The sequence below is a fragment of the Pseudomonas sp. DF5 genome (assembly GCF_058148225.1).
Genome location: NZ_JBYVYM010000038.1, coordinates 1 through 20,024 on the forward strand (window position 1 = coordinate 1; position 20,024 = coordinate 20,024).

General features: G+C 57.8%; 21 protein-coding genes. 13 read left to right on the forward strand and 8 right to left on the reverse strand.

The window, feature by feature from the left end:
- Nucleotides 1-2,058: M10 family metallopeptidase C-terminal domain-containing protein (locus AC30D7_RS26635; RefSeq protein ID WP_490136061.1), on the reverse strand; the 2,058-nt coding region annotated here is incomplete at its 3' end.
- Nucleotides 2,059-2,260: 202 nt separating this feature from the next.
- Here AC30D7_RS26635 and AC30D7_RS26640 point away from each other — a divergent pair.
- Together AC30D7_RS26640 and AC30D7_RS26645 are read left to right on the forward strand one after the other, a co-directional pair.
- Complete coding sequence (locus AC30D7_RS26640; RefSeq protein ID WP_490136062.1) at nucleotides 2,261-2,905, forward strand: MBL fold metallo-hydrolase; 645 nt, start codon at nucleotides 2,261-2,263, stop codon at nucleotides 2,903-2,905.
- Nucleotides 2,906-3,009: 104 nt separating this feature from the next.
- Nucleotides 3,010-3,741, forward strand: coding sequence for a YiaD family glycine zipper/OmpA-like lipoprotein (locus tag AC30D7_RS26645; protein ID WP_305411185.1), 732 nt, complete (start codon nucleotides 3,010-3,012; stop codon nucleotides 3,739-3,741).
- Nucleotides 3,742-3,892: 151 nt separating this feature from the next.
- Here the strand turns inward: AC30D7_RS26645 and AC30D7_RS26650 are convergent, their stop codons facing one another.
- Nucleotides 3,893-4,327, reverse strand: a complete 435-nt coding sequence (locus AC30D7_RS26650) for a Z-ring associated ZapG family protein (RefSeq protein WP_490136063.1) — start codon at nucleotides 4,325-4,327, stop codon at nucleotides 3,893-3,895.
- 144 nt (nucleotides 4,328-4,471) lie between these two features.
- On the opposite strand from AC30D7_RS26650, the gene AC30D7_RS26655 reads away from it, so the two are divergent.
- From AC30D7_RS26655 to zapE, 3 genes are all read left to right on the forward strand, one after another.
- Nucleotides 4,472-5,116, forward strand: coding sequence for an alpha/beta hydrolase (locus AC30D7_RS26655; RefSeq protein WP_490136064.1), 645 nt, complete (start codon nucleotides 4,472-4,474; stop codon nucleotides 5,114-5,116).
- A gap of 24 nt (nucleotides 5,117-5,140) precedes the next feature.
- The gene (locus tag AC30D7_RS26660; RefSeq protein WP_490136065.1) at nucleotides 5,141-6,496 is read left to right on the forward strand and encodes a tryptophan--tRNA ligase; all 1,356 of its coding nucleotides are present in this window, start codon (nucleotides 5,141-5,143) and stop codon (nucleotides 6,494-6,496) included.
- A 90-nt stretch (nucleotides 6,497-6,586) separates the two neighbouring features.
- Nucleotides 6,587-7,681, forward strand: a complete 1,095-nt coding sequence (zapE, locus tag AC30D7_RS26665; protein WP_019582361.1) for a cell division protein ZapE — start codon at nucleotides 6,587-6,589, stop codon at nucleotides 7,679-7,681.
- Nucleotides 7,682-7,766: 85 nt separating this feature from the next.
- Here the strand turns inward: zapE and AC30D7_RS26670 are convergent, their stop codons facing one another.
- A complete protein-coding gene (locus AC30D7_RS26670) occupies nucleotides 7,767-8,663 on the reverse strand; it encodes a GlxA family transcriptional regulator (protein WP_172901249.1) in 897 nt (298 codons plus the stop codon).
- Nucleotides 8,664-8,907: 244 nt separating this feature from the next.
- Between AC30D7_RS26670 and AC30D7_RS26675 the strand changes: the two genes are divergently transcribed.
- A complete protein-coding gene (locus tag AC30D7_RS26675; RefSeq protein WP_490136066.1) occupies nucleotides 8,908-10,044 on the forward strand; it encodes an acyl-CoA dehydrogenase family protein in 1,137 nt (378 codons plus the stop codon).
- Nucleotides 10,045-10,171: 127 nt separating this feature from the next.
- On the opposite strand, the gene AC30D7_RS26680 is transcribed toward AC30D7_RS26675, so the two are convergent.
- Nucleotides 10,172-11,212, reverse strand: coding sequence for an NADP(H)-dependent aldo-keto reductase (locus tag AC30D7_RS26680; protein ID WP_490136067.1), 1,041 nt, complete (start codon nucleotides 11,210-11,212; stop codon nucleotides 10,172-10,174).
- A gap of 245 nt (nucleotides 11,213-11,457) precedes the next feature.
- On the opposite strand from AC30D7_RS26680, the gene rplM reads away from it, so the two are divergent.
- The 7 genes from rplM to AC30D7_RS26715 all read left to right on the forward strand — a co-directional run bounded on the left by rplM (nucleotide 11,458) and on the right by AC30D7_RS26715 (nucleotide 16,345).
- Nucleotides 11,458-11,886, forward strand: a complete 429-nt coding sequence (gene rplM / locus AC30D7_RS26685) for a 50S ribosomal protein L13 (RefSeq protein ID WP_007939824.1) — start codon at nucleotides 11,458-11,460, stop codon at nucleotides 11,884-11,886.
- Between the two features lie 14 nt (nucleotides 11,887-11,900).
- On the forward strand, nucleotides 11,901-12,293 hold the full coding sequence (gene rpsI / locus AC30D7_RS26690; protein ID WP_003228056.1) for a 30S ribosomal protein S9: 393 nt from the start codon (nucleotides 11,901-11,903) through the stop codon (nucleotides 12,291-12,293).
- Nucleotides 12,294-12,560: 267 nt separating this feature from the next.
- Nucleotides 12,561-13,154 carry a ubiquinol-cytochrome c reductase iron-sulfur subunit gene (petA, locus tag AC30D7_RS26695; protein ID WP_007939825.1) on the forward strand — a complete coding sequence of 198 codons (594 nt, stop codon included), beginning with the start codon at nucleotides 12,561-12,563 and terminating at the stop codon, nucleotides 13,152-13,154.
- Entirely contained in the window at nucleotides 13,154-14,365 is a 1,212-nt protein-coding gene (locus AC30D7_RS26700; protein WP_018930119.1) for a cytochrome b, read from the forward strand. The genes petA and AC30D7_RS26700 overlap by 1 nt, the downstream gene beginning before the upstream one ends.
- Nucleotides 14,365-15,147 carry a cytochrome c1 gene (locus tag AC30D7_RS26705; RefSeq protein ID WP_490136068.1) on the forward strand — a complete coding sequence of 261 codons (783 nt, stop codon included), beginning with the start codon at nucleotides 14,365-14,367 and terminating at the stop codon, nucleotides 15,145-15,147. The genes AC30D7_RS26700 and AC30D7_RS26705 overlap by 1 nt, the downstream gene beginning before the upstream one ends.
- 150 nt (nucleotides 15,148-15,297) lie before the next feature.
- Nucleotides 15,298-15,915 carry a glutathione S-transferase N-terminal domain-containing protein gene (locus tag AC30D7_RS26710; RefSeq protein WP_007939828.1) on the forward strand — a complete coding sequence of 206 codons (618 nt, stop codon included), beginning with the start codon at nucleotides 15,298-15,300 and terminating at the stop codon, nucleotides 15,913-15,915.
- 16 nt (nucleotides 15,916-15,931) lie between these two features.
- On the forward strand, nucleotides 15,932-16,345 hold the full coding sequence (locus AC30D7_RS26715; RefSeq protein ID WP_490136069.1) for a ClpXP protease specificity-enhancing factor: 414 nt from the start codon (nucleotides 15,932-15,934) through the stop codon (nucleotides 16,343-16,345).
- A 97-nt stretch (nucleotides 16,346-16,442) separates the two neighbouring features.
- Here AC30D7_RS26715 and AC30D7_RS26720 read toward each other — a convergent pair whose 3' ends face one another.
- From AC30D7_RS26720 to AC30D7_RS26735, 4 genes are all read right to left on the reverse strand, one after another.
- Complete coding sequence (locus AC30D7_RS26720; RefSeq protein ID WP_019651809.1) at nucleotides 16,443-17,021, reverse strand: BON domain-containing protein; 579 nt, start codon at nucleotides 17,019-17,021, stop codon at nucleotides 16,443-16,445.
- The gene (locus AC30D7_RS26725; RefSeq protein WP_007904374.1) at nucleotides 17,018-17,611 is read right to left on the reverse strand and encodes a phosphoheptose isomerase; all 594 of its coding nucleotides are present in this window, start codon (nucleotides 17,609-17,611) and stop codon (nucleotides 17,018-17,020) included. The genes AC30D7_RS26720 and AC30D7_RS26725 overlap by 4 nt, the downstream gene beginning before the upstream one ends.
- Before the next feature lie 98 nt (nucleotides 17,612-17,709).
- Entirely contained in the window at nucleotides 17,710-18,072 is a 363-nt protein-coding gene (locus AC30D7_RS26730; RefSeq protein WP_007904371.1) for a YraN family protein, read from the reverse strand.
- Nucleotides 18,072-19,883 (reverse strand): penicillin-binding protein activator, encoded by a 1,812-nt coding sequence (locus tag AC30D7_RS26735; protein WP_490136070.1) that lies wholly within the window; start codon nucleotides 19,881-19,883, stop codon nucleotides 18,072-18,074. Before AC30D7_RS26735 ends, AC30D7_RS26730 begins: the two co-directional genes overlap by 1 nt.
- Nucleotides 19,884-20,024 lie beyond the last annotated feature (141 nt).

Here is a 20,024-nt window from a genome sequence, read left to right on the forward strand (position 1 = left end):
GTAGGTATCGACACCGCCGCCGCCGATCAGGGTGTCGGCACCGAGGCCGCCGTTCAGGGTGTTGTTGCTACTGTTACCGCTCAAGACGTTGTCGAGATTGTTGCCGTATAGATCAATCGCGGCAGTACCCAGCAGCAGGCCGTCTTCAACGTTGGCCGAGAGGGTATAGCTGATCGAGGTGCGAATCAGGTCACGGCCTTCGCCTGCCAATTCGATGACCGTGTCGCTAGCGTTATCGACGGTGAACGTATCATTGCCAATGCCTCCGCTCAACGTATCGGCGCCTGCACCGCCGTCCAACTGGTCGTTACCGGTGCCACCCTGAAGGGTGTTGTTGGCATTGTTGCCGAGTAGAGTATTGTCCAGATCGTTACCGATCACGGTGAACGCCCCCGCGCCGATCAGCATAACGTTTTCGACGTTTTGAAGGCTGCTCTGGCTCATGTCGATGACGTTTGTCTGCGCCGTGGCGGCGTATGTGATGTTCAGGCTATCACGGCCTTCGTTGGCGTTTTCCTGCAACAACACGAGCTCGCCAGCCTGATCAAGATAGTAGATGTCATTGCCTGCACCTCCGATCAAGGTGTCCAGGCCTGCGCCGCCGAATAGTTCATTGTTGCCAGTGTTACCGATCAGTACGTTGTTCTGGGCGTTACCAATGGCATTGATGTTGTCGGTGCCGGTCAGGGTGAGGTTTTCAACGTTGGCGCTCAGAGTGAAGCTGACAGACGCGAGGACGTTGTCGATCTCGTTAGGCAGGGTGCTGGATTCGCTAACGACATCCTGAGTGTTATCGACGATATAAGTGTCGTTGCCAGCCCCACCGATTAGTGTATCGGCACCTAGACCACCGTCCAGAATGTTGCTGCCAATATTACCGACAAGGATATTGTTCAGGGCATTACCGGTGCCATTGAGGTTGGAGGCTCCTGTTAGAGTCAGGTTCTCAAGGTTGGTGCCGAGGACATAACTTATCGAAGAAATGACGGTGTCTGTTCCCGAAGAAGCAGTTGCAAACTCAATAATGCTGTCACCGACGTTGTCCACATAGTAGACGTCGTTGCCATCACCTCCCTGCATGATGTCCGCACCTTTACCACCATTAAGTGCATTACCCAGAGCATTCCCGATCAGAATGTCATCAAAAGCTGACCCGGTCGCGTTCTCTATCTTCGTGCCGAAGGCAATCGCCAATCCGTCAGTGACAGCGGCTTGTGTTGTGAGATCTACAAACGCCTTACCAATCGTACTGAAAGCGCCTTCGTTCAGATTGATGCGCACTGACTGAAGCTGATTGCTGCCATCGATAGTGTCGTTACCACCAGCATCCCAGATAGTCTCGAAAATCGACTGGTCAGACGCCCAACTGTAGGTATTGTTACCGGTCTGCCACTGAGTATTGGCTCCGTACAGACTCTGAATGGCGAGAATGTCCAGCAGCATCGGCGTAGTCGGTTGATAAGAATATGAGTCGTTGTAACTCATGACGGTGTAACGGACATCGTCCATTGATGCATCAAGCAAGGTGGCGTTTGTCGAACTCGCGGAGAACGGATGCTTCAGGCCGAGCGCATGGCCGATTTCGTGTACAAAGGTCAAATAGTCGTAAGTGCCTTTGACAGGGTTGGCATTGTTTGTCGCCGGACCGATCCATACATCCCCTGCATTGGGAGTATCGGCGGGGAAATAGGCCCAGGCCGCCGTCTGCGCATCCATCGACAAGTAGCCGCCAAATCGCAAATCGCCGACATTTGTGAGAGTGTCGCTGGTCTGCGTGAAATTGAGATTGGCAACGGCGCTCCAGGTACTTAGCGCGCTGATGACTGCGTTTTGCTGCGCAGATGTCAGGGCATACGCGTTGGTGTACTCATTGTCGGGGCTATAGTTGGTGGCAAAATACGAGGTGGTTGATGTAATAAAACTGTAGCTGAGATTGGTGGGCCCGAAGACACTCCAGTTTGAACCTAGCCAATAGGTTCCGGAAATCAGGCTGTCGACGGCTTTGTCGCCAGTCAGCATCGAAGGAAAGCTAAATGAGTAAGACAACGGCGTAGGCATGCGAAATTCCTGAGTGCGCTGCGGTCCTTCCCGAATGCGACCGCTACAAAAGTACGATTTTGCACGATTGAGATATCATATGGCCACTATTTTTCTGTTTGGTGGCGTCAAATAACTGGCCCGGCTAACTGTATCGGCAAGTGGCGTAGAATCCTGAAGTAAAGCTCTCGGCATTCCGTTCAATACAGGCCATCGACTTCCCATGACTGTCCCAAGCCCAACCCTCATCCGCGAAACCTTCCCCGTCGGCCCTTTGCAGTGCAACTGCACAATCATCGGCGACCCCATCACTAAAAAAGCCATCGTCGTCGACCCGGGCGGCAATCACGAGCTGATCCTCGCGCGCCTCGACGCCTTGGGCCTGAAGGTGGTCAGCATCATTCATACCCACGCGCACCTCGATCACTTCCTGGCCTCCGGCCAGTTGAAGGAGAAAACCGGCGCAACCCTGCACCTGCATAAAGAAGATCAATTTCTCTGGGACAACCTGGAGATGCAGTGCCAGATGTTCGGCGTGCCTTACACCCCGGTACCATCACCAGATCGCTGGCTGGCCGATGAAGAAGAGCTGGCCTGCGGATGTGGCGTGGCGTTGCACACGCCGGGTCATACGCCAGGTTCCATGAGCTTTTGGTTTTCAGAGGCTAAGCTGCTGATTGCCGGTGACACGCTGTTCAAGCGTGGGGTAGGGCGTACGGATTTGTGGGGTGGTGATCAGGCAACACTCGTGCGATCGATCAAGCAGCGGTTGTATACCCTCGACGAAGAGGCCACCGTAGTGGCCGGGCATGGTCCGGACACCTGTCTGGGCGATGAAATGCGCGGTAACCCCTTTGTGCGAGCTTGAATGGCACTGACGGAATTTTTGTCGTTGCCAGTGATCCAAAGCCCGCAAAGGTTCATTGCTTAAGTCCGTTGCACCACAGAATGCAAAAAAGTAGGAGCTCCTCCATGTTCACCTCGCGTCGTTTGATTGTTGTCGCTACTGCGGTGGCTCTGTTGTCCGGTTGCGCATCGCCGAACCCTTATGACAACCAGGGTCAGGCTGATGGCAGCTCCACGGGCATGAGCAAAACCGCCAAATACGGTGGCCTCGGCGCCCTGGCCGGTGCGTTGGCCGGTGCTGCCATCAGTCACGATAACCGTGGCAAGGGCGCGCTGATTGGCGCCGCCGTGGTGGGTGCTTCTGCCGCCGGTTACGGTTACTACGCCGACCAGCAAGAGAAAAAACTGCGGGCCAGCATGGCCAACACCGGGGTTGAGGTGCAGCGTCAAGGCGATCAGATCAAGCTGATCATGCCGGGCAACATCACGTTCGCCACCGATTCGGCGAACATCGCATCGAGTTTCTACCAGCCGCTGAACAACCTGGCGGGCTCGCTCAAGGAGTTCAACCAGAACCAGATCGAGATCGTCGGCTACACCGACAGCACCGGCAGCCGCCAGCACAACATGGACCTGTCCCAGCGTCGTGCGCAGAGCGTAGCGACCTACCTGACCTCTCAGGGTGTCAGCGGCGCCAACCTGTCGGCACGTGGTGCCGGGCCGGATAACCCGATTGCCAGCAACGGTGATGCCAATGGCCGGGCACAGAACCGCCGCGTCGAGGTCAACCTGAAGGCGATTCCGGGCCAGCAATACGGCGGTCAGCAACAGCAAGGCACTGTTCAGCAGTACCCATGAGAGGCTGATCTCTCCCTGAAATGAAAATGCCCGATCCTTAAAGGATCGGGCATTTTTTGTGCCGCTTGTTCAGGCGATGAAAACTTCAGAATTAAAAAAGCCCCCGGACAATCACTCGTCCGAGGGCTTTTTCATGTCGCGCGAAACCTGATTACTTCTTCAGGCCGTAATGCTCATCGAGCATGCCCGGCGCGTTCGGGGCTTTGGGGGCGTAGTCGCGAGGCGGTTCCTGATCGCGCGGTGGCGTCAGGCGTTCCCGTGGAGCCTGCGCCGCGTCGGCGTGCAGGGCAGCCAGCAAGCGTTGGCGAGTCTGTTCGTCCAGGGCCAGGCGGTTGGCACCCTCGGCGAGATGATCCTGCACTTCCTGATAGCTCTGAGTCAGTTTCTTGACCAGGGATGCAGTGCTGTTGAAGTGGGTGACCACTTCGTTCTGATACTTGTCAAAACGTTCCTGAATATCATCCAGCTGACGTTGCGTGCTGCTCGGAGCGGCATTCGGCACCAGGCGAGCGATCAGGAATCCAATGGCGACACCCACAACCAGGGCAAGAGTCGGCAACAACCAAACTAAGAGCGAGTGTTCCACGAGTCCTTCCTCTATAAACGGCTTTGCTTTACGTTAACGGCTCGAACCTGCGCTGTATACCGCGATTCACTCGCAATAGATTGGCACAGACAATTTGCTAGACGAGTCGACCCGATTCGAGGTCACGGAGTTCCTTCCTTGCTTATGCGCGAAACCCCTGTAGTGATTGATGGCCCGGTGGGGCAGTTGGAGGCCCTGTATCTGGAAAACAAGGGCCTGGAAAATGAGCAGCCCCGCGGTCTGGCGCTGATCTGCCATCCGAACCCGGTGCAGGGCGGCACCATGCTCAACAAAGTCGTCTCGACCCTGCAGCGCACCGCGCGGGACGCCGGTTTGATTACCTTGCGTTTCAACTACCGTGGCGTTGGCGCCAGTGAAGGCTCGCACGACATGGGCTCCGGCGAAGTCGACGATGCCCAGGCAGCCGCCGAGTGGCTGCGGGCCAAACATCCTGAATTACCCTTGACCCTGTTCGGTTTCTCCTTCGGCGGTTTTGTTGCAGCCAGTCTCGGCGGACGGCTGGAGGCCAAGGGTGAGCAGATCAAGCATCTGTTCATGGTCGCGCCTGCGGTCATGCGTCTGGGCGATCAGGATCAACTGCCGCACCAAGGTACATTGACCGTGATCCAGCCGGAAACCGACGAAGTGATCGATCCGCAACTCGTTTACGATTGGTCCGACGCACTCGATCGCCCCCATGAGCTGCTGAAAGTGGCAGAATGCGGACACTTTTTTCATGGCAAGCTGACCGATCTCAAGGATCTGATCCTGCCGCGTCTTTCGAATTGATTGCAGTCTGACAAGCGATTACCCATGACGACTCGTACCCGTATCCTCACCGGCATCACTACCACCGGCACGCCGCACCTGGGCAATTACGCGGGGGCTATCCGCCCGGCGATTCTTGCCAGCCGCGATAGCAATGCCGATTCGTTCTACTTCCTGGCCGACTACCACGCCCTGATCAAATGCGATGACCCGCTGCGCATCCAGCGCTCGCGTCTGGAAATCGCTGCGACCTGGCTGGCCGGTGGTCTGGACGTGGACCGGGTGACCTTCTATCGCCAGTCCGACATCCCGGAAATCCCGGAGCTGACCTGGCTGCTGACCTGTGTGGCCGCCAAGGGCCTGCTCAACCGCGCCCATGCCTACAAGGCATCGGTGGACAAGAACGTCGAGAATGGCGAAGACCCGGATGCGGGCATCACCATGGGCCTGTACAGCTACCCGGTGCTGATGGCCGCAGACATCCTGATGTTCAACGCCCACAAGGTGCCGGTCGGTCGCGACCAGATCCAGCACGTGGAAATGGCCCGGGACATCGGCCAGCGCTTCAACCATTTGTTCGGCCAGGGCAAGGAGTTCTTCACCATGCCCGAAGCATTGATCGAGGAGAGCGTTGCCACGTTGCCCGGTCTCGACGGTCGCAAGATGTCGAAGAGCTACGACAACACCATTCCGTTGTTCAGCAGCGCCAAAGAAATGAAAGACGCGATTTCGCGGATCGTGACCGACTCCCGTGCCCCGGGCGAAGCCAAAGATCCGGACAACTCGCACCTGTTCACCTTGTTCCAGGCCTTCGCTACGCCGGCACAAGCCGACGAATTCCGCAGCGAATTGCTCCAGGGCCTGGGTTGGGGCGAGGCGAAGAATCGCCTGTTCCAGTTGCTGGACAACGAGTTGGGCGAGTCCCGCGAGCGTTATAACCAACTGATCGAACGCCCGGCCGACCTGGAAGACATCCTGCAGCTCGGCGCCAAAAAGGCGCGTGCCGTGGCCACGCCGTTCCTCAACGAACTGCGTGAAGCGGTCGGCCTGCGTTCTTTCGTCGCCCAGACTCAAGTGGCTGCCACCACCAAGAAGAAAGCCGCGAAAGCCGCGCGTTTTGTCAGCTTCCGTGAAGACGATGGCAGTTTCCGCTTCCGTCTGCTGGCGGCCGATGGCGAGCAGCTGCTGCTGTCGCGCCACTTCGCCGATGGCAAAACCGCAGGTCAGGTGACCAAACAACTGCAATCTGGCCAGCCATTGGACGTGCGCAGTGAAGACCTGAGCTTCAGTGTCTGGCTGGAAGGCGAGTGCGTGGCCGACAGCCCGGCCTTCGCCGACAGCACTGCTCGTGATGCTGCCATTGGCGCGTTGCGGGTTGCGCTGACACCGGTTCAGGAATAAACAACGGCTCGGTCCGACCAAGGGCCGATTGCCATTCCCACGGGCCGTCGCTACAGTGACGCCCCGTTTTTGTTGCCTTGCTAACGAATTATGACGCCCCTAGAACGATATCAAGCTGATCTGAAACGCCCGGAATTCTTCCACGATGCTGCGCAGGAAACGGCAGTGCGTCATTTGCAGCGTCTGTACGACGATCTGGTCGCGGCCTCGCAGAACAAACCGGGCCTGCTCGGCAAACTGTTTGGCAAGAAAGACCAGGCACCGGTCAAGGGCCTGTATTTCTGGGGCGGCGTGGGTCGCGGCAAGACTTACCTGGTCGACACCTTCTTTGAAGCGCTGCCGTTCAAGGAAAAGACCCGTACTCACTTCCACCGCTTCATGAAGCGCGTGCACGAAGAGATGAAGACTCTGGGCGGCGAGAAAAACCCGCTGACGATCATCGCCAAGCGCTTTTCCGACGAGACGCGAGTGATCTGTTTCGATGAATTCTTCGTCTCCGACATCACCGACGCCATGATCCTTGGCACGCTGATGGAAGAACTGTTCAAGAACGGCGTGACCCTGGTCGCGACCTCGAACATCGTGCCGGACGGTCTGTACAAGGACGGCCTGCAACGTGCGCGCTTCTTGCCGGCCATTGCGCTGATCAAGCAGAACACCGAGATCGTCAACGTCGACAGCGGCGTCGATTACCGTCTGCGTCACCTCGAGCAAGCGGAGCTGTTCCACTTCCCGCTGGATGAAGCCGCCCAGGAAAGCCTGCGCAAGAGCTTCCGGGCCCTGACGCCGGAATGCACGGCTGCCGTCGAGAACGACGTGCTGATGATCGAGAACCGTGAAATCCGCGCCGTGCGCACCTGCGATGACGTGGCCTGGTTCGACTTCCGCGAACTGTGCGACGGCCCGCGCAGCCAGAACGACTACATCGAACTGGGCAAGATCTTCCATGCCGTGTTGCTCAGCGGCGTCGAGCAGATGAGCGTCACCACCGACGACATCGCCCGACGTTTTATCAACATGGTCGACGAGTTCTACGACCGCAACGTGAAGCTGATCATCTCTGCCGAAGTCGAGCTTAAAGACCTCTACACCGGCGGTCGCCTGACCTTCGAGTTCCAGCGCACGCTTAGCCGCTTGCTGGAAATGCAGTCTCACGAATTCCTGTCCCGGGCGCACAAGCCGTAGGACATTTCGGAAAATAAAAAAGGGCCTGCAATGCAGGCCCTTTTTTGTGCGCGCTGAAGAGCCAATGCGGATTGGTGTCTAGCCCTTAAGCTGCTTGTTGAAACTGCTGCCGATATTGATTCGGCGACAACTCCGTGTGCTGGCGGAACAGTCGGGCGAAGAAGCTCGCATCGTCGTATCCGACTTCATAGCTGATGGTCTTGATGCTCTTGCGGCTGCCGGACAACAAGCCCTTGGCGGTCTCGATGCGTAGGCGTTGCAGGTAATGCAGCGGTTTATCGCCGGTGGCGGTCTGGAAGCGGCGCATGAAGTTGCGAATGCTCATGCCGTGTTCGCGGGCCACGTCTTCGAAGCGGAATTTATCGGCGAAGTGTTCTTCGAGCCAATGCTGGATCTGCAGGATGATCACATCCTGGTGCAGTTTCTGCCCGCCGAAACCGATCCGCCCCGGCGCATAGCTGCGCTGCACTTCGTAGAGAATGTCGCGAGCCACGGCCTGGGCCACGTTGGCACCGCAAAAGCGTTCGATCAGGTAAATGTAGAGGTCACAGGCCGAGGTGGTGCCGCCGGCGCAATACAGGTTGTCGGCGTCGGTCAGGTGTTTGTCCTGATTGAGGTGAACCTGCGGGAAGCGCTCGGCGAAAGCATTGAAGAAGCGCCAGTACGTGGTCGCTTCCTTACCGTTGAGCAGCCCGGCTTCGGCGAGCCAGAACACCCCCGTGGCCTCGCCACACAGCACTGCCCCGCGGGCGTGTTGTTCGCGCAGCCACGGCAGGACCTGTGGATAACGTTTGCAGAGCGTGTCGAAATCGTCCCAGAAGGCGGGGAGGATGATGACGTCGGCATTTTCCAGGCCGCCGTCCACTGGCATGATCACATCGCTGAAGCTGTTCACCGGTTTGCCGTCAGGGCTGACCAGCCGGGTTTCGAACGCCGGTGTCAGGCCGTGGCCCAGTTGTTTGCCATAGCGCAGGCTGGCCAGATGGAAGAAATCCTTGGCTTGCATGAGGGTGGAAGCGAAAACCCGGTCGATAGCCAGGATGCTGACGCGCCGCAAGGGCTTGGAGGCTTGGTTAGACATAATTCAACTTTATTCTTATAGGGGAAAGTGGTCACCAGACGGCTGGATCGTCTTATTTTTTGTCGGATGTGTCCAGTGTCCTGTATCGGAAGCGAGGCTTAGTCTCTGAAGATCAATTCCGTCTGACAATAACGACAGGTGACGCATGATCCCCAGAACCTTGTTCAGCCCCGAGCACGAGCTTTTTCGCGACAGCGTGCGAACGTTCCTCGAAAAAGAGGCCGTGCCGTTCCATGGGCAATGGGAAAAACAAGGCTATATCGACCGCAATCTCTGGAACAAGGCGGGGGAGGCGGGGATGCTCTGTTCGCATCTGCCGGAAGAATATGGCGGGCTGGGGGCAGACTTTCTCTATAGCGCGGTGGTGATCGAGGAGGTCGGTCGTCTGGGACTGACCGGGATCGGCTTTTCTCTTCATTCGGACATTGTTGCGCCCTACATCCTGCATTACGGCAGTGAGGCGCTGAAGCACAAATACCTGCCCAAGCTGGTATCTGGCGAGATGGTCACTGCGATTGCCATGACCGAGCCGGGTGCCGGCTCCGACCTGCAAGGGGTGAAGACTACCGCGGTGCTGGAGGGCGACGAATACGTGATCAACGGTTCGAAGACTTTCATCACCAACGGCTTTCTGGCTGACTTGGTGATCGTCGTGGCCAAGACTGATCCGAAGGCCGGGGCGAAGGGCACCAGTCTGTTTTTGGTGGAAGCCAATACGCCGGGATTCGCCAAGGGCAAGCGTCTGGAAAAGGTTGGTATGAAGGCTCAGGACACCTCGGAACTGTTCTTCCAGGACGTTCGGGTGCCCAAGGAAAACCTGCTGGGCCAGGCCGGGATGGGCTTCGCATACCTGATGCAGGAATTGCCGCAGGAGCGTCTGACGGTCGCAGTGGGTGGCCTGGCGTCAGCCGAAGCGGCGTTGCAATGGACGCTGGATTACACCCGTGAGCGCAGGGCGTTCGGCAAAGCCATCGCCGACTTCCAGAACACCCGCTTCAAGCTCGCTGAAATGGCGACCGAGATCCAGATCGGCCGGGTCTTCGTCGATCGCTGCCTGGAGCTGCATCTGCAAGGCAAGCTCGACGTGCCGACGGCAGCGATGGCCAAGTACTGGGGCACCGACCTGCAATGCAAGGTGCTCGACGAGTGCGTGCAGTTGCATGGCGGTTACGGATTCATGTGGGAATACCCGATCGCTCGGGCGTGGGCGGATGCGCGGGTGCAGCGGATTTATGCCGGGACCAATGAAATCATGAAGGAGATTATTGCGCGGTCGCTTTGATAAGTTGGTGAGTTCGAGATCGCCTACGCGTGCGCTCCCATAGGGTTCTGCGTCGAGTACAAATGTGTACATCAACGCGGATCAACTGTGGGAGCGGGCTTGCTCGCGAACGCTTTTTACCTATCAATCAAGGTGCCGGATTTGGCTGATCCTGGTGAATCGATTCAATGCCTGCCAGCACTTCATCCGACAGCTTCAGATCGAAGCTGGCAATGTTGCTGTCCAGTTGCTCAAGCGTCGTGGCGCCAATGATGTTGCTGGTCACGAATGGCTGTTGTGTGACGAACGCCAGCGCCATCTGCGCCGGGTCCAGGCCATGTTTACGGGCCAGTGCCACGTAACGACTGCACGCTGCTTCCGACTGTGGGTTGAAATAGCGGCTGAAGCGGCTGTAGAGGCTCAGGCGACCTTTGGGCGGACGCGCGCCACCTTCGTACTTGCCCGACAGAAAGCCGAACGCCAGTGGCGAGTAGGCCAGCAAGCCGCACTGTTCGCGGATGGCAATTTCCGCCAGGCCGACTTCGAAGCTGCGATTGAGCAGGTTGTAAGGGTTCTGGATGGATACCGCGCGGGGCCAGCCACGGGCTTCGGCGAGGGCAAGGAAGCGCATGGTGCCCCACGGGGTTTCGTTGGACAGGCCGATGTGGCGGATCTTGCCTGCCTTGACCTGCTCGTCCAGCGCTTCGAGGGTGTCCTCCAGTGGCGTCAGATTGGCTTCTATCTTGTGCTTGTAGCCGAGCTGACCGAAGAAATTGGTGCTGCGTTCCGGCCAGTGCAACTGATACAGATCGATGTAGTCGGTTTGCAGGCGCTTGAGACTGGCGTCCACGGCTTCGCTGATGTGTTGGCGGTTGTGCCGCAGGTTTTTGTCACGGATGTAGTCGATGGTGTTGCCGGGGCCGGCGATCTTGCTTGCCAGGATCCAGTCGGCGCGATCGCCGCGACTTTTGAAGTAGTTGCCGATGTAGCGCTCGGTGGTGGCGTAGGTGTCGGCCTTGGGCGGCACCGGGTACATCTCGGCGGTGTCGATGAAATTGATCCCGGCACCCTTGGCACGTTCGATCTGGGCGAAGGCTTCAGCCTCGCTGTTTTGCTCACCCCAGGTCATGGTGCCGAGGCAGATTGCACTCACGTTCAGATCGGTACGGCCTAGCTGGCGATAGTCCATCGGGTGCTCCTTGGGCAAAACAATCATAAAAGCAGGTTGAAATATTTTTCGCAATCTGCATAATTGCGCACCTCTTTCTGCAGTGGAAGTGATGCGCCGCCGCCGAAGAATCTTGCCGTTGAACGGACGCGCCGACCCGAGCCCCCGAAAGCGTCTGTATCCGGCTGCCTTTGACTTGTCAAAGTACGCACTATTCAGTAAGATCCGCCGTCTAATTTACAGGGCGGCCCCTGAGGCTATAAAGAATGAAAACTTTTACTGCTAAACCGGAAACAGTAAAGCGCGACTGGTTTGTCGTCGACGCTGCTGGTCAGACCCTGGGTCGTCTGGCCACTGAAATCGCGAGCCGTCTGCGTGGCAAGCACAAGGCTGAGTACACTCCTCACGTTGACACCGGCGACTACATCGTCGTAATCAACGCTGAGCAAGTACGTGTTACTGGCGCTAAAACCACTGACAAAATGTACTACTCCCACTCCGGTTTCCCGGGCGGCATCAAGTCGATCAACTTCGAAAAGCTGATCGCTAAAGCCCCTGAGCGCGTGATCGAGACCGCGGTCAAAGGCATGCTGCCTAAGAACCCGCTGGGTCGCGACATGTATCGTAAGCTGAAAGTCTATGCGGGCGCTGCTCACCCTCATACTGCTCAGCAGCCCCAAGAACTGAAGTTTTAACGGAATAGTTCATTATGTCGGCGACTCAAAATTACGGCACTGGCCGTCGCAAGACTGCAACCGCACGCGTTTTCCTGCGTCCGGGCACTGGTAACATCTCCATCAACAACCGTTCGCTGGATAATTTCTTCGGCCGCGAAACTGCCCGCATGGTAGTTCGTCAGCCGCTGGAATTGACTGAGACTGTCGAGAAGTTCGACATCTACGTCACCGTGATCGGCGGTGGTGTAAGTGGTCAAGCTGGCGCAATCCGCCACGGTATCACTCGCGCTCTGATGGACTACGACGAAACTCTGCGCTCTGCTCTGCGCAAAGCCGGCTTCGTAACCCGCGATGCACGTGAAGTTGAACGTAAGAAAGTTGGTCTGCGTAAAGCGCGTAAGCGTCCGCAGTACTCGAAGCGTTAATTCGCTTTCACGTTCAAAAAGAACGCCCAGTTTCCTCGCGAAGCTGGGCGTTTTTTTATGGGCGCGATTTATCAACGAATTACGCTGTGACAACTTGCCACATCCGTAGAGGCCCTATACTGCAAGGCTTGGCAGTGGAGCCCTTCGGTAATTACCTTGTCAGAATTGGGGCTTTTCATTACCATTCGGCAAAATTTTTATAAGTTCAGATTTTTACTTAGTAGACGCCTGATTTAACAGGCCACAAAGCTGATGGGAGAGGACTGAATGAGCAATGACGGCGTGAATGCAGGCCGGCGTCGCTTCTTGGTAGCAGCCACATCCGTGGTGGGTGCTGCAGGAGCGGTGGGGGCTGCGGTCCCGTTCGTGGGGTCATGGTTTCCCAGTGCCAAGGCGAAAGCCGCAGGTGCACCGGTGAAAGTGAATGTCAGCAAAATCGAGCCAGGCCAGCAAATGATTGCTGAGTGGCGCGGTCAGCCGGTGTTCATCGTCCGCCGTACCGAGGAAATCCTGGGGAATCTGAAAAAGATTGAGGGCCAGCTGTCTGACCCCGCCTCCAAGAACTCGACGCAACCGACCTATGTCGACCCGCAGACGCGTTCGATCAAGCCAGAAGTCCTGCTGCTGATCGGCATCTGCACTCACTTGGGTTGCTCACCGACCTTCCGTCCGGAAGTGGCACCTGCCGATCTGGGCAAGGATTGGGTAGGGGGCTATTTCTGCCCTTGCCATGGTTCCCACTACGATTTGGCTGGCCGCGTCTACAAGTCGCAACCCGCGCCTTTGAACCTGCCAGTTCCCCCGCATTCCTATGAGACCGATGACATCATTGTCGTTGGCGTCGATACGGAGAAAGCGTGATGAGCAAGTTCATGGATTGGGTTGATGCGCGCTTCCCCGCAACCAAAATGTGGGAAGACCATCTCAGCAAGTATTACGCCCCGAAGAACTTCAACTTCTTCTATTTCTTTGGCTCCCTGGCGCTGCTCGTTCTGGTCAACCAGATCGTTACCGGTGTCTGGCTGACCATGAGCTACACCCCGTCGGCGGAAGAAGCATTCGCTTCCGTCGAATACATCATGCGCGACGTCGAGTACGGCTCGATCCTGCGTCTGCTGCACTCCACCGGCGCTTCGGCGTTCTTCATCGTGGTTTATCTGCACATGTTCCGTGGCCTGCTCTACGGTTCGTACCAGAAGCCGCGTGAGCTCGTGTGGGTGTTCGGCATGCTGATCTACCTGGCGCTGATGGCTGAAGCCTTCATGGGTTACCTGCTGCCGTGGGGCCAGATGTCCTACTGGGGTGCCCAGGTGATCATCTCGCTGTTCGGTGCGATCCCGGTCATCGGTAACGACCTGACCCAGTGGATCCGTGGTGACTACCTGATTTCCGGTATTACCCTGAACCGTTTCTTCGCCTTGCATGTGGTTGCCTTGCCGATCGTGATCCTTGGCCTGGTAGTGCTGCACATTCTGGCGTTGCACGAAGTGGGTTCGAACAACCCGGACGGCGTGGACATCAAGAAACACAAAGACGAAAACGGCGTACCGCTGGACGGCATTGCCTTCCATCCGTACTACACCGTGAAAGATATCGTCGGCGTGGTGGTGTTCCTGTTCATCTTCTGCGCGATCGTGTTCTTCTTCCCGGAAATGGGCGGCTACTTCCTCGAGAAGCCGAACTTTGAAGTGGCGAACGCCTTCAAGACCCCTGAGCACATCGCTCCGGTCTGGTACTTCACGCCGTTCTACGCGATTCTGCGGGCAGTTCCGGACAAGCTCCTGGGTGTTGTTGCCATGGGTGCTTCGATTGCCTTGCTGTTCGTCCTGCCCTGGCTTGACCGTAGCCCGGTCAAGTCCATGCGCTACAAGGGTTGGCTGAGCAAGATCTGGCTCTGGGTATTCTGCATCTCCTTCGTGATTCTTGGCTGGCTGGGCGTGATGGCGCCTACCCCGGAACGTACGTTGCTGTCGCAGGTTTGTACCTTCCTGTACTTCGCCTACTTCATTCTGATGCCGTTCTACACCAGGCTCGAGAAGACCAAACCGGTTCCGGAAAGGGTGACTGGCTGATGAAAAAACTATTTGCTGTACTGATTCTTGCTGCTCTGCCAGCACTGTCCTTCGCGGCCGAACACGGCGGCCCAGAGCTGGAAAAAGTCGACATCGACGTTTCCGACAAGGCTGCCATGCAGGACGGCGCGCGTACGTTCGCCAACTATTGCATGGGCTGCCACAGTGCCAAGTTCCAGCGTTACGAGCGTGTCGCCGATGACCTGGGCATTCCTCATGAGCTGATGCTCGAGAAGCTGGTGTTCACTGGTGCCAAGATCGGCGACCACATGAGCATCGGCATGCAGCCGGCTGACGCCAAAACCTGGTTTGGTGCAGCGCCGCCCGATCTGACCCTGGTGGCTCGCGTTCGTGGCACTGACTGGCTCTACGGCTACCTGCGTTCGTTCTATGAAGATCCGTCGCGCCCATGGGGTGTGAACAACAAGGTGTTCCCGAACGTCGGCATGCCTAACGTTCTGGTCGGCTTGCAGGGTCGTCAAGTGGTAGGCTGTAAACAGGTTCAAGTCGTCGATGACGGCAAGAAGCAATACGATCCGCTGACTGGCACCGCTTTGACTCATGAAGCCTGCGATCAACTGACAGTATTGCCGAAAACCGGCACGCTGACCGAAGAGCAGTTCAACGAGAAGGTCAAGAATCTGGTGACCTTCCTGGCCTACTCGGCCAACCCGGTGAAGCTGCAGCATCAGCGCATCGGTACCTATGTGTTGCTGTACCTGGCGTTCTTCTTCGTATTCGCTTACTTGCTCAAGCGTGAATACTGGAAAGACGTCCATTGATTAAGCTGTAAGCCATTGCTGTTAATCGCGCGCGCCCAGGGGCGTCTCTGAAGGTGTAACGAGTCTGGTGATCCAGGCGTTACGGGAGGCGCCCTCTGGGCGCGCGTGTTTTTCCGTTTTCGATAATTTCAACAAGCGAGGAGGACCGCCATGGGCGTGACCAATCGGTTGGCCTGTTACTCCGACCCCGCCGACCACTATTCCCACCGAGTGCGCATCGTACTTGCAGAGAAGGGTGTCAGCGCCGAGATCATTTACGTGGAGGCTGGTCGTCAGCCGCCTAAACTGATTGAAGTGAACCCTTACGGAAGCCTGCCCACCCTGGTCGATCGTGACCTGGCGTTGTGGGAGTCGACCGTGGTGATGGAGTATCTGGATGAGCGTTACCCGCACCCGCCGTTACTGCCGGTTTATCCCGTGGCGCGTGCCAACAGCCGTCTGCTGATTCATCGCATTCAGCGTGACTGGTGTGGCCTGGTGGATCTGATCCTGGATTCGCGGACCAAGGAAGCAGCCCGCGTAGTGGCTCGCAAAGAACTGCGCGAAAGCCTGACCGGTGTGTCGCCGCTATTCGCCGACAAGCCGTTTTTCCTCAGTGAGGAACAAAGTCTGGTGGATTGCTGCCTATTACCAATACTCTGGCGATTGCCGATTCTGGGTATAGAACTGCCGCGGCCTGCCAAGCCGCTGCTTGATTACATGGAGCGCCAGTTTGCGCGTGAGGCTTTCCAGGCGAGTCTGTCTGGTGTCGAACGCGATATGCGCTAAGGCTTAAGGAGCCGCTATGAACTCCAGTCGACCTTATCTGGTCCGCGCGCTCTACGAGTGGATTGTGGACAACGATTGCACCCCGCACATGCTGGTCAATTCCGAGTATCCGTCGGTGCAGGTGCCTCAGGGTTTTGCCAGTGACGGGCAGATTGTCCTGAACGTATCCCCGGCGGCCGTGCGTCATTTGCATATGGACAACGACGCGGTCAGTTTTGAAGGGCGCTTCGGTGGTGTGCCGCACACCTTGTACGTGCCTATCGCGTCGATCCTGGGCATTTACGCTCGGGAGAATGGCCAAGGCATGGTGTTCGATATGGAATCGCCTCTGGAAGACGAGGATGAGATCGAGTCGGATGATGATGCTCCGCCACCTGACAGCGAGCCGCCGCGTCCCAGCGGTCGGCCCAGTTTGAAAGTGGTGAAGTAATAAAAAAGGCGATCCGGATGGATCGCCTTTTTTATTTATAGGAGCCAGGCTAGCCGGCGAAGGCGAACTCCAGGACGCTATCGCCGGTAAACAAGTATCAGTCGATGTACTCAAACAGCTTCACAATCTTCTGCACGCCGGAAACGCCTTGCACCAGATTGGTCGCCTGTGCCGCTTCCTGCTTGGTCAGCAGGCCGAGCAGATACACGATGCCGTTTTCAGTCACAACCTTGATGCGCGAGCCCGGGATGGAGGGATCGGTGAGCATCTGGGTCTTGATCTTGGTGGTCAGCCAGGTGTCGTTCTGGCGCGCCAGCAGCGAGGAGGGCTGCAGCACTTGCAGTTCGTTGTGCACCTTCTTCACGCGCTGAACGGAGGCGGCGACCTGTTCGGCCTTGGCCTTGAGGTCGGCGCGCGGGGTTTGCCCGGCGAGCAACACAACACCGTTGAAGCTGGTGACGACGATGTGCGAATCGTTGTCCAGGGCCGGATCGGCCTTGGCGATGTTCACGCCGACCTTGGTGTCGATCAGAGAATCGTCGATCTTGCTGCCGAAGGTGCGCGTACCGCGGTCATCTTCGATCGGCGCTTCACGGCTGGCGTTAACCACTGATGTGCAGCCGCTGATGCCGAGGCACAGGGTCAAGGCCAGAAAGCCTAGGCGATTAGGGGTCATTCTTCACTCCCGAACAGTTGGCTGTCGATCAGATCGCAAAGGCAATGGATCGCCAGCAGGTGGACTTCCTGAATACGTGCAGTGACGTTGGCCGGTACGCGAATCTCGACGTCCTCCGGCAAAAGCAGTGACGCCATGCCGCCGCCATCACGACCCGTCAATGCTACGACAATCATTTCACGATCATGTGCGGCCTGGATCGCTTGAATAATGTTCGCCGAGTTGCCGCTGGTGGAAATGGCCAGCAATACGTCACCCGGTTGACCGAGGGCGCGGATCTGTTTGGAGAAGATTTCGTTGTAGCTGTAGTCGTTGGCGATCGAGGTGATCGTCGAGCTGTCGGTGGTCAGTGCGATGGCCGGCAGGCTCGGGCGCTCGCGCTCGAAGCGGTTGAGCAGTTCGGACGAGAAGTGCTGTGCGTCACCGGCGGAGCCGCCGTTGCCGCATGACAGCATTTTGCCCTCGTTGAGCAGGGCGTTGACCATGACCTGGCTGGCTTGCTCGATGTGCGGTGCAAGTACGTCCATCGCCTGTTGCTTGGTGTCGATACTGGCCTGAAAAAGCTGGCGAATTCGCGATTGCATGTCCATCTGTGTGACCTTAATTAGCGCGGCTACTCGGCACATGAATGTGCAGCCCGCAAAGCAAAGAGCAAAAGTGTGAAAGTGTCCGGTTCGGAAGAAAGCGATCAGCTGTCGAAGGCATTCTGCAACCAATTCAACTGATCAAGGTTGCTGTCGATGGCAACCACGTCGAAGCGGCAGGGGGAATTGGCCCAACGCGACTCGCGCTGAAGAAAATACTGCGCGGCGAAAATCAGTTTCTGCCGTTTGCGCCCATCGATGCTATCGAGCGCGCCACCCCATTGGGTGTTTTTTCTGTAGCGGACTTCGACGAATACTACTGTATCGCCATCAAGCATGACCAGATCAAGCTCGCCGCGTTTGCATAACCAGTTCTGCGCCAGCAGGCGCAGACCTTGTTGCTGAAGATGCTCGAGCGCATGGCGCTCGGCATCCTTACCGCTTTGCTGGCGTGACCTGTCGGGCATCAGTGCGAGGTGTCTGGCAGGCGTTGAACCTGACCGCTGACGAACTGTGCCCATGGCAACTGACGCACGACCCGTTGATTCTGAGTCATGCCCAGGCTGCCCGATTGACCTTCGATGCGGCTGTCCGGCAAGGCCTTGAGTTGCCCCAGGCGTGGTGCCAGGCGATAGGCGTCAACGCCCATCGCGTATAGACGGCCCAGGCTGCCAGCGGCTTGTGGCCATTGTGCAGTGACCTGTTTGCGCAGCGGATCGTTGGCATCCAGCAGCCATGGGGTTTCGCAGAAGCGAATGCCGTTCATGTCGTTGTACTGGTTCTGGTCGCCGCTGGCGCTGAACACGTGGGAGGTGGCGTACACCGGTACGTCACCTGCGTACTGGAAGTTCAGGGTTGGTTTGATCTGTTGAGCCTGTTGTGGTGTCGCGGCCAGGAAGATGAACTCAATGTCCTGGCGGCGCGAAGGCTGGGCGGCTACCTGCGAACCTACGGTGCTTTGCAGGCTCTTGGCGCGGCCTTCGCTCTGACGCAGCTGGAACATGTCGGCAATTTGCTGGGCCAGTTGCACCGGTTGGTCGACGCGCTCGGTAGCGACAATGCTGCCGCCGTTGGCTTGCCAGTCTTGGCTGAACGCTCTGAGTACGCGGTCGCCCCATTCGCCTTTCGGCACCATGATGGCGGCGCGATGCAGGCCGTCGGCGCGCGCGCGACGGGACACTTCGCGGGCTTCATCTTCAGCGGCAAGGCCGAACTGGAACAGCTGGGCCGGACCTTGTTCGCCTTCGCTGTAGTTCAGCGCCAGGGTGGTGATCGGCAGTTGCGGGCGAGCGCTGAGCTGCTTGACCAGCGGTTTTTCCAGCGGGCCGATCACCAGTTGCACACCGTCGGCCTGGGCCTTGCGATAGAACTCGTCGAGGGAGTTCAGGCGCGAGCTGTCATAGAACTCGATGGCTGGCGGCTTCTGCCCGGCTTGTTGTGCCTGGTAGTGGGCGGCCATGAAGCCTTCGCGCAATGCTTTGCTGACCGAAGCCAGCGGGCCGTCTTGCGGCAGCAGCAGGGCAATCTTGCTCAGGGGCTGGCTGGCCAGTTCCTTGAGTTTGGTCAGTGGCAACGGCAGCTGGATGGCGGCCGGGTGCTTTGGATTTTTCGCGCGCCAGCTGTCGATCGCGGCTTGCTGCTGTTCCAGGGTGCCGGCAGTCTTCACTGCCTGCGCCAGGCTCAACCAGCCGCCGAGGTCGTCGTCGGTGGTTGGCTGCAATTGATCGGTCGGCAGCGAAGCGATCAGGGTCCAGATGGCTTCGTGGTTTTTGCTCGCGGCTTCATCGTTCAGCATCGGAGCGATGAAAATGCGCTCCCGTGCGGCGGCCAGGGTCTGGCCGTCGGCCTCAAGGGCGCGGGCATGAACGGTGCCGGTACGAACCTGTTGTTCGACTGGCAGTTCGCTCAGGCGTTGCAGGCTCGGATGGCTCAAGGCGGTCAGCGCCGCTTTGGGCTGATTGCGTACCATGGCCAATTCAGCCGCCAGGGTGCTGGCGAAGATTTGTTGACCGGGTTTCAGTTGTTCCATTGGCACTTGTTGCAGGATTTGCGCGGACTGGCCGGCATTACCCTGACGATAAGCCAGGTCTGCTGCGCTCAAGCGCAGCAAGGCTGCCTTGTCCGGCGCTTTACTTTGAACGGCCTGTTCGAGCAGTTGCTCGATACTGGCATCCGGGGTCCGTGGAAGTTCGCCAAGGCTGGAGGAGGGCGAGCTGGCGCAAGCCGCCAGCAAGGCAGCGAGGCAGAGGGCAGAGAACAGCCGCAGGCAAGCGATCATGTAAGTGTTCCTGATACTCGATCAAATAGGCGTGGAATTGTACCCAAGCGCTGGCCGGGGCGCGATGTTACTGGCGTGAATCGATCAATTTAGCTCGTGCAAATGTTGCCGCACTGCACAAAAGGCTGGAAAACCGAGGGT

Excerpts from the sequence above, each read along its gene's own strand:
- AC30D7_RS26710 (WP_007939828.1), top strand. The coding sequence starts at position 15,298 with ATGGGCGTGACCAATCGGTTGGCCTGTTACTCCGACCCCGCCGACCAC.
- AC30D7_RS26675 (WP_490136066.1), top strand. The coding sequence starts at position 8,908 with ATGATCCCCAGAACCTTGTTCAGCCCCGAGCACGAGCTTTTTCGCGAC.
- AC30D7_RS26720 (WP_019651809.1), bottom strand. The coding sequence starts at position 17,021 with ATGACCCCTAATCGCCTAGGCTTTCTGGCCTTGACCCTGTGCCTCGGC.
- petA (WP_007939825.1), top strand. The coding sequence starts at position 12,561 with ATGAGCAATGACGGCGTGAATGCAGGCCGGCGTCGCTTCTTGGTAGCA.
- AC30D7_RS26715 (WP_490136069.1), top strand. The coding sequence starts at position 15,932 with ATGAACTCCAGTCGACCTTATCTGGTCCGCGCGCTCTACGAGTGGATT.
- rplM (WP_007939824.1), top strand. The coding sequence starts at position 11,458 with ATGAAAACTTTTACTGCTAAACCGGAAACAGTAAAGCGCGACTGGTTT.
- AC30D7_RS26725 (WP_007904374.1), bottom strand. The coding sequence starts at position 17,611 with ATGGACATGCAATCGCGAATTCGCCAGCTTTTTCAGGCCAGTATCGAC.
- AC30D7_RS26680 (WP_490136067.1), bottom strand. The coding sequence starts at position 11,212 with ATGGACTATCGCCAGCTAGGCCGTACCGATCTGAACGTGAGTGCAATC.
- AC30D7_RS26640 (WP_490136062.1), top strand. The coding sequence starts at position 2,261 with ATGACTGTCCCAAGCCCAACCCTCATCCGCGAAACCTTCCCCGTCGGC.
- AC30D7_RS26655 (WP_490136064.1), top strand. The coding sequence starts at position 4,472 with ATGCGCGAAACCCCTGTAGTGATTGATGGCCCGGTGGGGCAGTTGGAG.
- AC30D7_RS26660 (WP_490136065.1), top strand. The coding sequence starts at position 5,141 with ATGACGACTCGTACCCGTATCCTCACCGGCATCACTACCACCGGCACG.
- AC30D7_RS26700 (WP_018930119.1), top strand. The coding sequence starts at position 13,154 with ATGAGCAAGTTCATGGATTGGGTTGATGCGCGCTTCCCCGCAACCAAA.
- rpsI (WP_003228056.1), top strand. The coding sequence starts at position 11,901 with ATGTCGGCGACTCAAAATTACGGCACTGGCCGTCGCAAGACTGCAACC.
- AC30D7_RS26645 (WP_305411185.1), top strand. The coding sequence starts at position 3,010 with ATGTTCACCTCGCGTCGTTTGATTGTTGTCGCTACTGCGGTGGCTCTG.
- AC30D7_RS26735 (WP_490136070.1), bottom strand. The coding sequence starts at position 19,883 with ATGATCGCTTGCCTGCGGCTGTTCTCTGCCCTCTGCCTCGCTGCCTTG.
- zapE (WP_019582361.1), top strand. The coding sequence starts at position 6,587 with ATGACGCCCCTAGAACGATATCAAGCTGATCTGAAACGCCCGGAATTC.
- AC30D7_RS26705 (WP_490136068.1), top strand. The coding sequence starts at position 14,365 with ATGAAAAAACTATTTGCTGTACTGATTCTTGCTGCTCTGCCAGCACTG.
- AC30D7_RS26730 (WP_007904371.1), bottom strand. The coding sequence starts at position 18,072 with ATGCCCGACAGGTCACGCCAGCAAAGCGGTAAGGATGCCGAGCGCCAT.